Source organism: Streptomyces sp. NBC_01275 (genome assembly GCF_026340655.1).
Classification (GTDB): Bacteria; Actinomycetota; Actinomycetes; order Streptomycetales; family Streptomycetaceae; genus Streptomyces.
On record NZ_JAPEOZ010000001.1, the window covers coordinates 2384941 to 2398085 of the forward strand.

12 protein-coding genes are annotated in these 13145 nt (G+C 71.4%); 3 read left to right on the forward strand and 9 right to left on the reverse strand.

Annotation, left to right across the window (positions count from 1 at the left end; translation table 11 throughout):
• Positions 1-81 precede the first annotated feature (81 nt).
• The gene (locus OG562_RS10280; RefSeq protein ID WP_266396045.1) at positions 82-876 is read right to left on the reverse strand and encodes a 1-acyl-sn-glycerol-3-phosphate acyltransferase; all 795 of its coding nucleotides are present in this window, start codon (positions 874-876) and stop codon (positions 82-84) included.
• 169 nt (positions 877-1045) lie between these two features.
• Between OG562_RS10280 and OG562_RS10285 the strand changes: the two genes are divergently transcribed.
• Both OG562_RS10285 and OG562_RS10290 read left to right on the forward strand, forming a co-directional pair.
• Positions 1046-1876, forward strand: coding sequence for a carboxylesterase (locus OG562_RS10285; protein WP_266409153.1), 831 nt, complete (start codon positions 1046-1048; stop codon positions 1874-1876).
• A 49-nt stretch (positions 1877-1925) separates the two neighbouring features.
• Positions 1926-2630, forward strand: a complete 705-nt coding sequence (locus OG562_RS10290; protein ID WP_266409156.1) for a hypothetical protein — start codon at positions 1926-1928, stop codon at positions 2628-2630.
• Here the strand turns inward: OG562_RS10290 and OG562_RS10295 are convergent.
• The 6 genes from OG562_RS10295 to OG562_RS10320 form a co-directional block, all read right to left on the reverse strand.
• A complete protein-coding gene (locus tag OG562_RS10295) occupies positions 2627-3430 on the reverse strand; it encodes an endonuclease/exonuclease/phosphatase family protein (protein WP_266396046.1) in 804 nt (267 codons plus the stop codon). The two genes, OG562_RS10290 and OG562_RS10295, sit on opposite strands and share 4 nt — an antisense overlap.
• A 99-nt stretch (positions 3431-3529) precedes the next feature.
• On the reverse strand, positions 3530-4483 hold the full coding sequence (locus OG562_RS10300) for an ROK family glucokinase (RefSeq protein ID WP_266396048.1): 954 nt from the start codon (positions 4481-4483) through the stop codon (positions 3530-3532).
• Positions 4484-4693: 210 nt separating this feature from the next.
• A complete protein-coding gene (locus OG562_RS10305; protein ID WP_266396050.1) occupies positions 4694-5245 on the reverse strand; it encodes a DUF5304 domain-containing protein in 552 nt (183 codons plus the stop codon).
• Positions 5246-5354: 109 nt separating this feature from the next.
• Positions 5355-6533, reverse strand: a complete 1179-nt coding sequence (locus tag OG562_RS10310; RefSeq protein ID WP_266396052.1) for an ArsA family ATPase — start codon at positions 6531-6533, stop codon at positions 5355-5357.
• A gap of 171 nt (positions 6534-6704) precedes the next feature.
• A complete protein-coding gene (locus tag OG562_RS10315; protein WP_266396053.1) occupies positions 6705-7181 on the reverse strand; it encodes an SRPBCC family protein in 477 nt (158 codons plus the stop codon).
• Positions 7182-7326: 145 nt separating this feature from the next.
• Positions 7327-8082, reverse strand: coding sequence for a metallophosphoesterase (locus tag OG562_RS10320; protein WP_266409159.1), 756 nt, complete (start codon positions 8080-8082; stop codon positions 7327-7329).
• Between the two features lie 354 nt (positions 8083-8436).
• On the opposite strand from OG562_RS10320, the gene OG562_RS10325 reads away from it, so the two are divergent.
• Entirely contained in the window at positions 8437-10233 is a 1797-nt protein-coding gene (locus tag OG562_RS10325) for a long-chain fatty acid--CoA ligase (RefSeq protein ID WP_266396055.1), read from the forward strand.
• A gap of 50 nt (positions 10234-10283) precedes the next feature.
• On the opposite strand, the gene OG562_RS10330 is transcribed toward OG562_RS10325, so the two are convergent.
• Together OG562_RS10330 and OG562_RS10335 are read right to left on the reverse strand one after the other, a co-directional pair.
• Complete coding sequence (locus OG562_RS10330; RefSeq protein WP_266409161.1) at positions 10284-11870, reverse strand: GMC oxidoreductase; 1587 nt, start codon at positions 11868-11870, stop codon at positions 10284-10286.
• Between the two features lie 104 nt (positions 11871-11974).
• On the reverse strand, positions 11975-13117 hold the full coding sequence (locus OG562_RS10335) for a glycosyltransferase family 4 protein (protein ID WP_266409164.1): 1143 nt from the start codon (positions 13115-13117) through the stop codon (positions 11975-11977).
• Between the last annotated feature and the right edge of the window lie 28 nt (positions 13118-13145).

Consider the following 13145-nt stretch of genomic DNA (forward strand, 5'->3'; position numbering starts at 1 on the left):
GCCCCGCCCCGCCCACGACCGGACCTGCGCCTGCTGCTCCTGCTGCTCCTGCTGCTACTGCTGCTACTGCTGCTACTGCTGCTACTGCTCCCCGGTCTTTTCCCTCTCGGCCCGCTCCTGCTCGGCCTTCTCCTTCTCCGCCTGTTCCTTGACGGCCTGCGCAAGCGCCGCCTTCGCGGCCTTCTCGGCTTCCTTCTCGGCCTTCGCCGCGTCCGAGATCTGCCGCTTGGCGGCGGTCGCGTAGATGTCGACGTACTCCTGGCCGGAGAGCTTCATGATCTCGTACATGACCTCGTCGGTCACCGCGCGCAGAACGAACCGGTCGTGGTCCATGCCCTGGTAGCGGCTGAAGTCCAGCGGTCGGCCGATGCGGATGCCGGGCCTCATCAGCTTCGGCATCACCTGCCCCGGCGGCTGGATCTTCTCGGTGTCGATCATGGCGACCGGGATGACGGGCGCGCCGGTGGCGAGCGCCACGCGCGCGAGGCCGCCGGGCTTGCCCCGGTAGAGGCGGCCGTCGGGCGAGCGCGTGCCCTCCGGGTAGATGCCGAACAGCTCGCCGCGCTCCAGGACGTCGATGCCGCTCTTGATCGCGGCCTCGCCCGCGCCGCGTGCGCCGGAGCGGTCCACCGGGAGCTGGCCGACGCCCTTGAAGAAGGCCGCCGTCAGCCGGCCCTTCACTCCGGGCGTGGTGAAGTACTCGGCCTTCGCGATGAAGGTGACCTTGCGGTCGAGGACCGCGGGCAGGAAGAACGAGTCCGAGAAGGACAGGTGGTTGCTCGCCAGGATCGCGGCGCCCTCGGCGGGGATGTTCTCCAGACCTTCCACCCAGGGTCTGAAGGCGACCTTCAGCGGTCCTCCGATAGCGACCTTCATCGCGCCGTACAACAACCCAGTGCCTCCTGTATGTGTCATCAGACCTTATCCCGGGGCGGCTGCAAAGGCTCCGACGACCCTGGTCGGTGTCAGTGCGGTCGCGTACCGTGAACCACACGTCCCTCCGACGCAGACCACACCAAGACCAGACGAAGACAGGAGACCGATGGTGCCGGTCCTTCCTGGAGCCGAGCCGTACCGCCATGAGGGCGGGGAGGTCGGGGTCCTCCTCTGCCACGGTTTCACCGGTTCCCCGCAGTCGCTGCGTCCCTGGGCGCGGTATCTGGCCGGGCAGGGCCTGACCGTCTCGCTGCCTCTGCTGCCGGGACACGGCACGCGCTGGGAGGACATGGCGCTCACCGGCTGGCAGGACTGGTACGCGGAGGTGGACCGCGAGCTGCGCGCCCTGCGGGACCGTTGCGCCCGGGTGTTCGTGGCCGGCCTGTCCATGGGCGGCGCGCTGGCGCTGCGCCTCGCCGCGAAGCACGGGGAGGGCGCGGGCGGCGCCGGATTCGGCGGCGGGGGCGGCGGCGGAGCCGCGGGCGGGGTCGAGGGCGTCATCGTCGTCAACCCGGCGAACAAGGTGCACGGTCTGTCCGCGTACGCCCTTCCGGTGGCCCGCCATCTCGTGCGGACGACGAAGGGGATCGCGAGCGACATCGCGAAGGAGGGCGCCGTGGAGACCGGGTACGACCGGGTGCCGTTGCACGCGGCGCACTCCCTGCGGGCCTTCCTGCGGCAGGTCGACGGCGAGTTGCCGCAGGTGACCCAGCCGCTGCTGCTTCTGCACAGCGCGCAGGACCATGTCGTGCCGCCGGCCGACTCGGCCCGGATCCTCGGCCGGGTGTCGTCCACGGACGTGACCGAGATCCTCCTGGAACAGAGCTACCACGTGGCAACGTTGGACCTCGATGCGGACCGGATCTTCGAGGAGAGCTACGCGTTCATCGCCCGGATCGCGCCCAGTGTCGGCAAGGAAGGGACGGCCGTAGGTGGCTGAGCACGACTCCGACCGCGAGGACCGGGAGAACCGGGAGGAGCGGGACGGCCTGGATGCCCGGGAGGGTCACGAGCCGGAGGAGCAGAGCGTGCCCTTCGACGAGGAGGCCGCATGGGCGGCGATCGTCGCGGGGTACGGCGAGGAGCCCCCGGACCCGCCGGGCGCCAAACCGTTCAAGTCGGTCGAGGACCTTGCGCTCCTCGAACCGGAGACGAACGACGAGACGCTCGGCGCGAAGTCGGAATCCAGGAAGGACGCCGGAAAGACCTCCGGGAAAGACGCCGTCAAGACGTCCGACGGGCCCGACGGGCCCGACGAGCCCGGTGAGTCCAGTGAGTCCGGTGAGTCCGGTGAGCCCGGTGAGGAGAAAAGGGGGAAGGGGGAGAAGAAGGAGGAGCAGAATCCGGCCAAGCCGCTGGGCAGCTCCATCTCCTTCGCCCCCGGCGTCGGCCCGCGCGACTACACCACGCCCGAGCCGGCCGACGAGGACTTCGACGAGGACGACGAGGGCCACTTCGTGCCCCCGGAGCCGCCGCCCCTGCCCGCCGCCGACACCACGGCCAAGTTCGCCTGGCTCGGGGTGATCGGCGGACCGATCCTTCTGCTGATCGCGGTGCTGCTGGGCTGGGACATGACGTGGTGGCTGACGACGGTCGGCATCGGCGGCTTCCTCGGCGGCTTCGCCACCCTGGTGATGCGCATGCGCACGGACGACGAGGACGAGGGGGATCCGGGGCGGGGAGCGGTCGTCTAGGGCGGAGAGAGCGGTCGGTTCCGCCCGTCGGTCGGCAGGTCGGCCAGAGCCTGCACGCGCAGCGCGGCCAGCACCGGCAGATGGTCCGTGGCTGCCCGCAGGTCGGCTTCGGTGACGCCCTCGAGGCCGAGCGGCACCCCGCAGCCCAGTACCTCGACGCCCTTCGTAGCGAAGATCGCGTCGATCCGGCGGTCCGGACCGAGCTGCGGGAACGTGTGCTCGCCGCCCCAGGGAGCGGTCGCCCGGCAGTCCTGGAGGCTCTCGGCCAGCCGGCGGAAGGTCCGGCCGTCGGGGCGGTCGTTGAGGTCGCCGCCCGCGATCGCGTGGGGGACGCCCATCCCGGCCAGCCGGTCGAGCAGCATGCCGCCCTGCTCGTACCGCTCGTCCTGTCGGAGGCTGAGATGACAGCTCAGTACGCCGAGCCGTGCGCCTCCGAACCGTACGACCGCCGTGGCGAAGCCCCGTCGGAACTGTCCCGGGGTGAGCGGAAGCAGCACGTCCGCCGTCCGCTCGACCGTCGCCCGCAGTGAGCACAGCAGCGCCGGGCCCGCGGCCGAGCCGCCGCCGGTGAGGATCACCAGCCCGGAGGCCGCGGCGAGCCGGGCGAGCTTCTTGCGCCAGCGGAAGAAGAGGGGGGCTTCTTGGACGAGGACCAGGTCGGGGGCGCAGGCGGCGATCACACGGGCGAGGGCGTCGGTGTCGTCGCGCATCGAGCGGATGTTGTAGCTGAGGACTCGGATGACGGCCGAACCGTCTGATTCGGTCCGGGAGTTGGGCAGCAGCGGGGTCGAGGTCGCCATGCGGATCAACATACGACGAAGCCCGCCGACCCCGGGGCGGGGCACGGCGGGCTCATCACCTGCGGAAGCAGGCTCGTCACCTACGGCGGATCAAGCCGGTCACATGATCGGGTCGGGCTCCCGTGCCAGGTCCGCCGCGCCGACCAGCCCGGCCTTGTTGCCCAGCTGGGCGGCGATGACGTCGGCGACCGGGCGCCAGTTGCCGCCGACCAGCCAGCGCTTGTAGGACTTGCGGATCGGGTCGAGGACCAGTTCGCCCTCGTCGGAGAGGCCGCCGCCGACGATGAAGGCGGACGGGTCGAAGAGGGAGGCGAGGTCGGCGAGACCGGCGCCGGCCCAGCGGGCGAGCTCGCGGTAGGAGTCGACCGCGACCGGGTCGCCCTGGCGGGCGGCCATGGAGATGTGCTTGCCCTCGATGCCGTCGGGGGTGCCGTCGCCCAGGCCCAGCAGGGTCTCCGCGTGCTCCGGGGTGGCGTTGGCGCGCTGCTTGGCGTAGCGCACGAGGGCACGTCCGGACGCGTACTGCTCCCAGCAGCCCTGTGAGCCGCAGCCGCACAGCAGGCCGTCCGGCACCATGCGGATGTGGCCGAACTCGGCGGCGACGCCGAAGTGGCCGCGGCGCAGCTTGTTGCCGATGATGATGCCGCCGCCGAGGCCGGTGCCGAGGGTGATGCAGATGACGTTGCGGTGGCCCTTGCCGGCGCCGAACTTGTACTCGCCCCAGGCCGCGGCGTTGGCGTCGTTCTCCACGACGACCGGGAGGCCCACGCGGGCCTCGACCTTCTCCTTCAGCGGCTCCTGGCGCCAGTCGATGTTGGGTGCGAAGTAGACCGTCGAACGCTGACGGTTGACGTAGCCGGCGGCGCCGATGCCCACGCCCACGATGTCGTGTCCGGCGCGCGCGCCCTCCACCGCCGAGGCGATGGCGTCCACGATGGCCTCCGGCGTGGTGGGGGTCGGCACCTTGAAGGTCGAGAGGATGTTGCCTTCCTCGTCGACCACGCCGGCCGCGATCTTCGTGCCGCCGATGTCGACGCCGATGGTGAGTCCCATGAATCCCTCAGTTTCGGTCGAGCCCCGCTACGGCCAACCGTACCCGAGGCCCTGCCGTCGGATTCGCGTCGCCGGACAGGCGGGAGTCCCGGAGCAGGGGCGCGACGGGGGTTCTGAAGCCGGGGCGTGAGGGGAGTTCTGGAGCTGGGGCGCGACGGAGGTTCTGGAACAGGTGCGCGACGGGGTTCTGGAACGGAGGCACGAGGGCCGTCAGTCGAGATCGATGCGCTGGCCCGGTCCGGCGCCCTCGCCGCCCTCGCCGAAGCCCCGGCCGCCCTTGGTCGGGCCGGTGGGGTTGTTCGGGTCGGCCGGGTCGCTCGTGCGGGCGGTCCAGCGCTGTTCCTGGGCCTGGACGGCGGAGCGGTAGGCGGCGAGGAGTTCGGTGCCGGCCGCGGCCAGGTGGTCGAAGACGTCCGGGTTGCGCTCGATGACGGGCTCGACGGCAGCCTTGGCCTGCTGGACGACCTGGCGCACGACCTGCTGGGCCGCGGGTCCGGCGACCGCGCCGAGGAGCGGGGACTGGATGCCGGACAGCCGGTCGGCGACGCTGTCGACGAGCTTGCGCAGCTCCTCGGCGGCCGAGCCGGGCGGCGGGGCGTGCTGAGCGCGGCGGCGGGCCTTCTCCGCGGCCAGGTCCTCGGCACAGGCGGTGGCCCAGGCGTCGGCGTCGGTCGCGTGAAGCTCCTCGTCGACGGCCTCGTCGTGGGTCTCGTCCACGGTCTCTTCCCCGGCGGCGTCGGGCGTGGGGCGCTCTTCGCTCATGACGGACTCCTGACGACTGCGGCTGGCTCCTACTGGCTCCCGCCGGCTCCTGCACTACGCGCGCACTACGGCTCGTCTCTACGACGTTACCCGAACGGCGGTACGTCGTTCACCTCGTCCGCGGCCACAGACCGGGGTCCGGCGCGAACCGGACGCACAGCTCTCCGTCGCGCAGGGCCGCGCCGTCGACGGTGCAGCGGCGCAGGGCGGAGGGCAGCGCGACGATGCGGCGGAACGGCCCGGCGCTGACGACGAGTTCGTCGCCGCGCCGGATGAGGTCGAGCTCGTCGCGTATGGCGCCGGGCAGGGGGACGTGCCAGACGAGGACGCCGTCGTCCGCGAGCCGGTCGGCGACGGGCCACTCGACCGGGGTGGCCGCCGGGTTGACGCCGGGGACGGCGAGCGCGGCGAGGTCGTCGGCGCCGCGGGGGTCGTGGCCGAGGTGGGCCACGGTCTCCGCCTCGCCCCACTCGCCGAGTGCCTTGCGCTGCTGGGCGACGAGCCGCCCGAGCAGACCGTCTGCGTCGGCGTCGGCGTCGGCGGCCGTCTCCGGCAGGACGCGGTTGGCGAGGAGTGACTCGACGGGCAGGGCGCGCAGGGCGAGGCCGAGACGGGCGTCGCGGACGGCGTCGGCGCCGGCCGGTCCCGGCTCGGCGACCAGGCGTACGGCGGTGTTCCGGTCGGCGAGGACGGCCTCGACGGCGGCCAGCTCCACGTCCCAGCGGGCGGTCGTCTCGTACAGCCACTCGGCGGGCATGGGCACGCCGGCCAGGCGGCCGAGGACGGGGCGCAGGGCGCGGGCGGCCTGGCGTTCCGGCGGGAGCAGACGGCGCAGGTAGCGGCGCAGCTCCTCGGGGAGGGCGAGGAGGGCGAGGGCCTGCGGGGTGGGCGGGAGGTCGACGACGAGGAGGTCGTGCGCCTCGGCGAGGGCGGCGTCCCGCAGCGCGCGCAGCAGGGTCAGCTCCTCGGCGCCGGGGAGGGGGGTGACCTCCTCCGGGTCGAGCCGGGAGGCGCCGAGCAGGTCGAGGACGGTGGAGGCGCGGTCCTGGAATCCGGCGAGGTCGTCCCGGAAGCCGGCGGTGGCGTCGGGCCGCCAGGCGGTGAGCTGCGGGGTGATCCGCACCGGCGCGGGCCCCGTCCGCGCCCCGAGCGCCGCGCCGAGCGTGTCGGTGCGGTCGGCGCTGAGAACGAGGGTCTTGGTCCCCTCGCCGGCGGCCCGCAGAGCAGTGGCCGCAGCGACGGTCGTACGGCCGCTGCCGCCCGGGCCGGTGATCAGGAGGGTGCGCATGAGGGTGAACGGTAACCGAGGTCGGACGGGGTCCCCGACCTACGTGTACCCGCTTCCCGACCTACGCGTTCCCGCTTCCCGACCTACGTGTACCCGCTCCCGGACGTGCCTGTACTGGCTGCCCGGCCGACGTGTACCCGCTGTGCGGCCGACCCGTACCCGCCGCGCGGCCTACTTCTCGGCCGTCTCGGTCCCCGGCTCCGTGCCCGTCTCCCCCGACTCCACGCGCTTCTTCAGGCCCGCCAGCGCACGGTCGATGATGACCTTCTCGGCCTTGCGCTTGATCATGCCCAGCATGGGGATCTTGACGTCGACGGTGAGCTGGTAGGTGACCTCGGTCGCCCCGGCGCCGGCCGGCCTGAGGAGGTAGGAGCCGTCGAGCTGGCGCAGCATCTGGGACTTGACCAGGGTCCAGGACACCTCGTTGGCGCCGGTCCACGTGTAGCCCAGGGTCTGGTCGTCCTTGATGGCGCCGGCGTCCATGACGAGGCGGACCTGTTCGGCGCGGCCCTGTGCGTCGGTCTTGAGGACCTCCGCCTCCTTCACTTCGCCGGTCCAGTCCGGATAGCGGGCGAAGTCGGCGATCACCGCCATGACGTCGGCCGGTGCCGCCTCGATCGTGATGCTCGAGCTGGTGTGTTCCGCCATCGCGGGGGCTCCTCCAGATGCGGGCCGGTAAGGGAGAGAGAGGACACCGTGCGCCGAACGTGCGCACGTGTGTGCAGCGTGAAGGCTACCGCGCACCCGGCCGGCCGCCTTCACCGCCGTCACCGGGCGGTCGGCCTGGGGATCGTCACCACTCCAGCGCCCACGGCTTCCCGCTCCCCGCGAAGTGCCCCACGTTCACGCACTCGGTCGCCCCGATCCGCATCCGCCGGGCGAGCGGCTGGTGGACGTGGCCGAACAGCGCGTAGCGGGGCCGGGTCCGGCGGATGGCCTCCAGCACCGCACGACTGCCCCGTTCGAAACGGCGCGCCACGGTGTCGTAGACGAGTTCCGGCACCTCCGGCGGGATGTGGGTGCAGAGCACGTCCACCTCGCCGACCGCCTCGATCTTCGCCGCGTACTCCTCGTCGCTGATCTCGTACGGGGTGCGCATGGGCGTCTTCAGTCCGCCGCCCACGAAGCCGAAGACCAGGCCCCCGATCTCCACCCGTTCGCCGTCCAGGACGGTGGTGCCGGGCCTGGCGTACTCCGGCCACAGCTGCGGGATGTCGACATTGCCGTAGGTGGCGTACGTCGGGGTCGGGAACGCGGCGAACAGTTCGGCGTACTGCTTGCGCACCGCCCGCTCGATGTGGGTGAACCGGTCGCCGCCGATGCCGCCCCACAGCCGGGCGCCGAGCTCGCGCGCCTCCTCGAAGCGGCGGGCGGTGCGCAGGGCCACGATCCGGTGGGCGTTCTCCACGCCGAACAGGTCGGGGAAGATCCCGCGGGAGTGGTCGGCGTAGTCCAGGAAGAGGACGAGGTCGCCCAGACAGATCAACGCGTCGGCGCCCTCTCCGGCCCGGGCCAGATCGCGCGCGTTGCCGTGCACGTCGCTGACCACGTGGATGCGGGTCCTGCCGTTACCGGGGGGTGTGGATGCCATGTCGATCAAGGGTAGGCGTGTGCGGCATACGTGAACAGTGGTGACCGCCCTTGCGGTTACTGGCCAGTGACTTAGGGCGTGGACTACTGTGCGCGAGGAAACACCCATCTGTGTGACGCGGCGAACATCTCGCCGGGACCCCCTGTCGAAGAAGCCATACCGGCGGGTAACGTCCGCGCAGTCCAGTCGTGCTCAGGAATTCAACCAGTGGCCTCCCGCCGCCGGGAGACCCCGGAGCACCGCCCGAGCCTTGGACCGCACCGTCGCAGCACACAACGTCGTGGCGCCGGCGCCCTATGAGGAGCAGCAGTCTTGCGCGAGTTCAGCCTTCCGGCTTTGTACGAGGTCCCTGCGGACGGCAACCTGACCGACATCGTCCGCAGAAACGCCGCGCAGCATCCCGACGTCGCCGTCATCGCCCGCAAGGTGGGCGGCGTCTGGCAGGACGTGACGGCCACGGCCTTCCTGGCCGAGGTGCACGCCGCCGCCAAGGGTCTCATCGCCTCCGGCGTCCAGCCGGGCGACCGCGTCGGCCTGATGTCGCGCACCCGCTACGAGTGGACGCTGCTCGACTTCGCGATCTGGTGCGCGGGCGCGGTCACCGTCCCGGTGTACGAGACCAGCTCGGCCGAGCAGGTGCAGTGGATCCTCTCCGACTCGGGCGCGACCGCCTGCATCGTCGAGCTGGACAACCACACCGCCGCCGTGGAGTCGGTGCGCGAGGCGCTGCCCGCCCTCAAACACGTCTGGCAGATCGAGGCGGGGGGCGTGGAGGAGCTCGGACGGCTCGGCAAGGACGTCTCCGACGCCACCGTCGAGGAGCGCAGCTCGCTCGCCAAGGCCGACGACCCGGCGACCATCGTCTACACCTCCGGCACCACCGGCCGGCCCAAGGGCTGTGTGCTGACCCACCGCAGCTTCTTCGCCGAGTGCGGGAACGTCGTCGAGCGGCTGCGGCCCCTCTTCCGCACGGGCGAGTGCAGCGTCCTGCTGTTCCTGCCCCTCGCGCACGTCTTCGGCCGGCTGGTGCAGATCGCCCCGATGATGGCGCCGATCAAGCTGGGCAACGTCCCGGACATCAAGAACCTCACCGACGAGCTGGCGGCCTTCCGGCCGACGCTGATCCTGGGCGTACCGCGGGTCTTCGAGAAGGTCTACAACTCGGCGCGCGCCAAGGCGCAGGCGGACGGCAAGGGCGCGATCTTCGACAAGGCGGCGGACACCGCGATCGCCTACAGCAAGGCGCTGGAGCTTCCGGCGGGCCCGTCCCTGGGCCTGAAGATCAAGCACAAGGTCTTCGACCGGCTGGTCTACAGCAAGCTGCGCGCGGTGCTCGGCGGCAAGGGCGAGTACGCGATCTCGGGCGGCGCCCCGCTGGGCGAGCGTCTGGGGCACTTCTTCCGCGGCATCGGCTTCACCGTCCTGGAGGGCTACGGCCTGACGGAGTCCTGTGCGGCCACCGCCTTCAACCCGTGGGACCGCCAGAAGATCGGCACGGTCGGTCAGCCGCTGCCGGGCTCGGTGGTGCGCATCGCGGACGACGGCGAGGTCCTGCTGCACGGCGAGCACCTGTTCAGGGAGTACTGGAACAACCCGGGCGCGACCGCGGAGGCGCTGGCCGACGGCTGGTTCCACACCGGTGACATCGGCACCCTGGACGAGGACGGCTACCTGAGGATCACCGGCCGCAAGAAGGAGATCATCGTCACCGCGGGCGGCAAGAACGTCGCCCCGGCCGTGATCGAGGACCGGATCCGGGCGCATGCGCTGGTCGCGGAGTGCATGGTGGTCGGCGACGGGCGGCCGTTCGTGGGCGCGCTGGTCACCATCGACGAGGAGTTCCTGGGCCGTTGGGCCGCCGATCACGGCAAGCCGGCGGGGTCCACCGCGGCGTCGCTGCGCGAGGACGCCGACCTGGCGGCTGCGATCCAGTCGGCGATCGACGACGGCAACGCCGCGGTGTCGAAGGCGGAATCTGTGCGGAAGTTCCGCATTCTCTCCTCCCAGTTCACGGAGGACTCGGGCCACCTCACGCCGTCGCTGAAGCTCAAGCGCAATGTCGTGGCGAAGGACTACGCGTCGGAGATCGAGGCGATCTACGCGAAGTAGCGGGCCTCTCTACACGAAGCGGCTGCCCCCTCAGTTCTCCTGATGGTGCGTCATGGCGCGGTGTCCTCGGCGAGGACCCGCGCCATCGTGCGTTCGGCGAGCGCGGTGATGGTGACGAACGGGTTCACCCCGATGTTGCCCGGGACGAGCGAGCCGTCGGTGACGTACAGCTTCGAATACCCCTTCACCCGGCCGTAGTCGTCGGTGGACTTCCCCAACACGCAGCCGCCGAGCGGGTGGTACGTGAAGTCGTCGGCGAAGACCTTGTTGGAGGAGCCGAAGAGGTCGTAGCGGTAGATGGTGGAGTTCGCCGCGTTGATCCGGTCGAACAGCTTCTTGGCCATGCCGACGGAGACCGCGCTCTGGGCCGCGCTCCAGCCCAGTTTGACGCCTCCGCTCGCCGTGTCGTAGGTGAACGCGGCCCGTTGCGGGTTCTTGGTGATCGCCAGATAGAGACTGACCCAGTGTTCGAGTCCCGTGGGCAGCGGGGCGATCTCGGCGAAGACCGGGTTGGCGGTGTTGGCCCAGTCGTCGATGCCCATGACCGGCATGGTCGACTGGTTGGCGCCGACGGTGTCCCACAGGTGGTTGGCCCGGCCGAGCATCACGTTGCCGTTGGTCCCCCAGCCGGTCCCGACGCTGGCGTCGAGTGCGGGCAGGGCGCCGGTCTCCCTGGCGCGGACCAGGAGTTCGCTGGTGCCGAGGCTGCCGCCGCCGAGGAAGAGGTAGGTGCAGCCGTACTGCTTGGTCTCGACGACCGCGCCGGTGGAGTCGATGCGGTCGGCGGTCAGGACGTACGTCCCGTCGGCGGCCCGGGTGATGGTGCGCACCTTCTCCATGGTGTGGATGGTGACGTTCCCGGTGCCCAGCGCCGACGCCAGATACGTCTTGTCGAGGCTCTTCTTGCCGTAGTTGTTGCCGTAGATGACCTCCTGTCCGAGGGCGGACCTGGTCGCCGTGCCGGCCGCCTCGCGCTGCATGTAGGGGAAGTCGTAGACGCTGGGCACGAAGGTGGTCTTCAGGCCGGTGTTGGCCGCGTGCTTACGGGAGACCCGGCTGAACTGGTACCACTCGGTCGACTCGAACCAGGTGGGGTCGACGGTGTTGACGCCGAGCATGGCGCGGGCGCGCGGGAAGTACGTGGAGTACATCTCGGTCGCGTCGACGGTCGGGAACTGCTCGGCGAAGTAGGACTGGAGCGGGGTGACCGCCATCGAGCCGTTGACCAGGGAGCCGCCGCCGACCCCGCGGCCGACGAAGACGGACATGTTGTCGAAGTGCACCCGGTCCAGGACGCCGGGGTAGGGGTTGATGTCCTTGTTGACGACGTCCAGCCACAGGAAGCTGGCCAGCGGCGCCTCGGTGCGGGTCTTGAACCACATGGAGCGCTGGTCGGGGTTGGCGGTGTTGCAGAAGACCTTGCCGTCGGCGCCGGGCGTGTTCCACAGCCGGCCCATCTCGATCATGAGCGTACGGATGCCGGCCTGTCCGAGGCGCAGGGCGGCGACGGCGGCGCCGTAGCCGGAGCCGATGACGATCGCGGGGGCGGACTCGACCGCGGCGGGCTCGTTCGCACGGGCGGACTGCAGGCCCACGCGGGTGAAACCGAGAGTGGCCGCCGTCTGGAGGGCGGCCATACCAAGGATTTGACGTCTCGTCAGCTGACGCTGCATCAGTTTGACTGTCATATGCGCAGCATCAGCGCAAATCCGCCGTCCGCCTAGAGCGCGAACGGAAAAGTCTAGAGCAATGTCCTCAGCTTCTCCGCGAGGAGATCCCAGCGCCACATCTCCTCCACCCACCGCCGCCCCCGCTCCCCCATCCGCCTCCGCAGCTCGGCGTCCCCGAGCAGGACGACGATCCGCTCGGCGACGTCCGCCGGAGACCCGCCCCGCACGACCCACCCCGTCTCCCCGTCGAGCACCGCGTCGGGCGCGCCGCCGGAGTCGCCGGCGACGACGGGCAGTCCTGTCGCCGACGCCTCCAGGTACACGATCCCGAGCCCCTCGACGTCCAGCCCGCCCCGGCGCGTACGGCACGGCATGGCGAACACGTCCCCGGCGCCGTAGTGCGCGGGCAGCTCCGCCCAGGGCACCGCCCCGGTGAACCGCACCGAGTCCGCGACCCCGGTCTCCCGTGCGAGCCGGCGCAGCTCCGTCTCGTACGGTCCGCCGCCGACGATCAGCAGCACCGTGTCCGGCTCGGCGGCCAGGATCCGGGGCAGTGCCAGGATCAGCGTGTCCTGCCCCTTGCGGGGGACCAGCCGCGAGACGCAGACGACCACCGGCCGGTCCGTCAGCCCGAGCCGCGCCCGCACCTCGTCGCCGCCCGAACCGGGGTGGAAGGTCTTCTCGTCGACGCCCGGCGGCAGCTGCACCATCCGCGCGGCCGCCTGGGCGCTCAGCGCGGTCGCGATCCGCGAGCGGGTGTACTCCCCGAGGTAGGTGATCGTGTCCGTGGCCTCGCCGATCCGGCCGAGCAGCTGCCGGGCGGCGGGCAGCTGCGCCCATCCGGCCTCGTGCCCGTGGGTCGTCGCCACCAGCCGCTCGGCCCCGGCCCTGCGCAGCGCGGGGGCCATCAGCCCCAGCGGCGCGGCGGCCCCGAACCACACCGACGTGCACCCGTGCTCCCGCAACAGCCCCACGGCCCGCCGGGTCGCCCCGGGCGTCGGCAGCAGCATGGTCGTGGAGTCCCGTACGACGGTGAAGGGCTGCTCGGCGTCGAAGGCGGCCGTCGCCTCGGCGCCCTCGCGGCCGCGCTTCCAGGTGGAGGCGTAGACGACGAGCCGGTCGGGGTCGAGCCGCAGCGCCATGTTGTGCAGGAACGCCTGGATGCCGCCCGGGCGGGGCGGGAAGTCGTTCGTCACGATCAGGGTCTTGTGCATCGTCTCGCGCATCGCAGCAGACCTTATC

What these genes read in the sequence shown, in the direction of transcription:
- OG562_RS10280 (WP_266396045.1), bottom strand. Translation starts at nt 876, where the DNA reads ATGAAGGTCGCTATCGGAGGACCGCTGAAGGTCGCCTTCAGACCCTGG.
- OG562_RS10295 (WP_266396046.1), bottom strand. Translation starts at nt 3,430, where the DNA reads ATGGCGACCTCGACCCCGCTGCTGCCCAACTCCCGGACCGAATCAGAC.
- OG562_RS10300 (WP_266396048.1), bottom strand. Translation starts at nt 4,483, where the DNA reads ATGGGACTCACCATCGGCGTCGACATCGGCGGCACGAAGATCGCGGCC.
- OG562_RS10305 (WP_266396050.1), bottom strand. Translation starts at nt 5,245, where the DNA reads ATGAGCGAAGAGCGCCCCACGCCCGACGCCGCCGGGGAAGAGACCGTG.
- OG562_RS10310 (WP_266396052.1), bottom strand. Translation starts at nt 6,533, where the DNA reads ATGCGCACCCTCCTGATCACCGGCCCGGGCGGCAGCGGCCGTACGACC.
- OG562_RS10315 (WP_266396053.1), bottom strand. Translation starts at nt 7,181, where the DNA reads ATGGCGGAACACACCAGCTCGAGCATCACGATCGAGGCGGCACCGGCC.
- OG562_RS10330 (WP_266409161.1), bottom strand. Translation starts at nt 11,870, where the DNA reads ATGGCCGCCCTCCAGACGGCGGCCACTCTCGGTTTCACCCGCGTGGGC.
- OG562_RS10335 (WP_266409164.1), bottom strand. Translation starts at nt 13,117, where the DNA reads ATGCACAAGACCCTGATCGTGACGAACGACTTCCCGCCCCGCCCGGGC.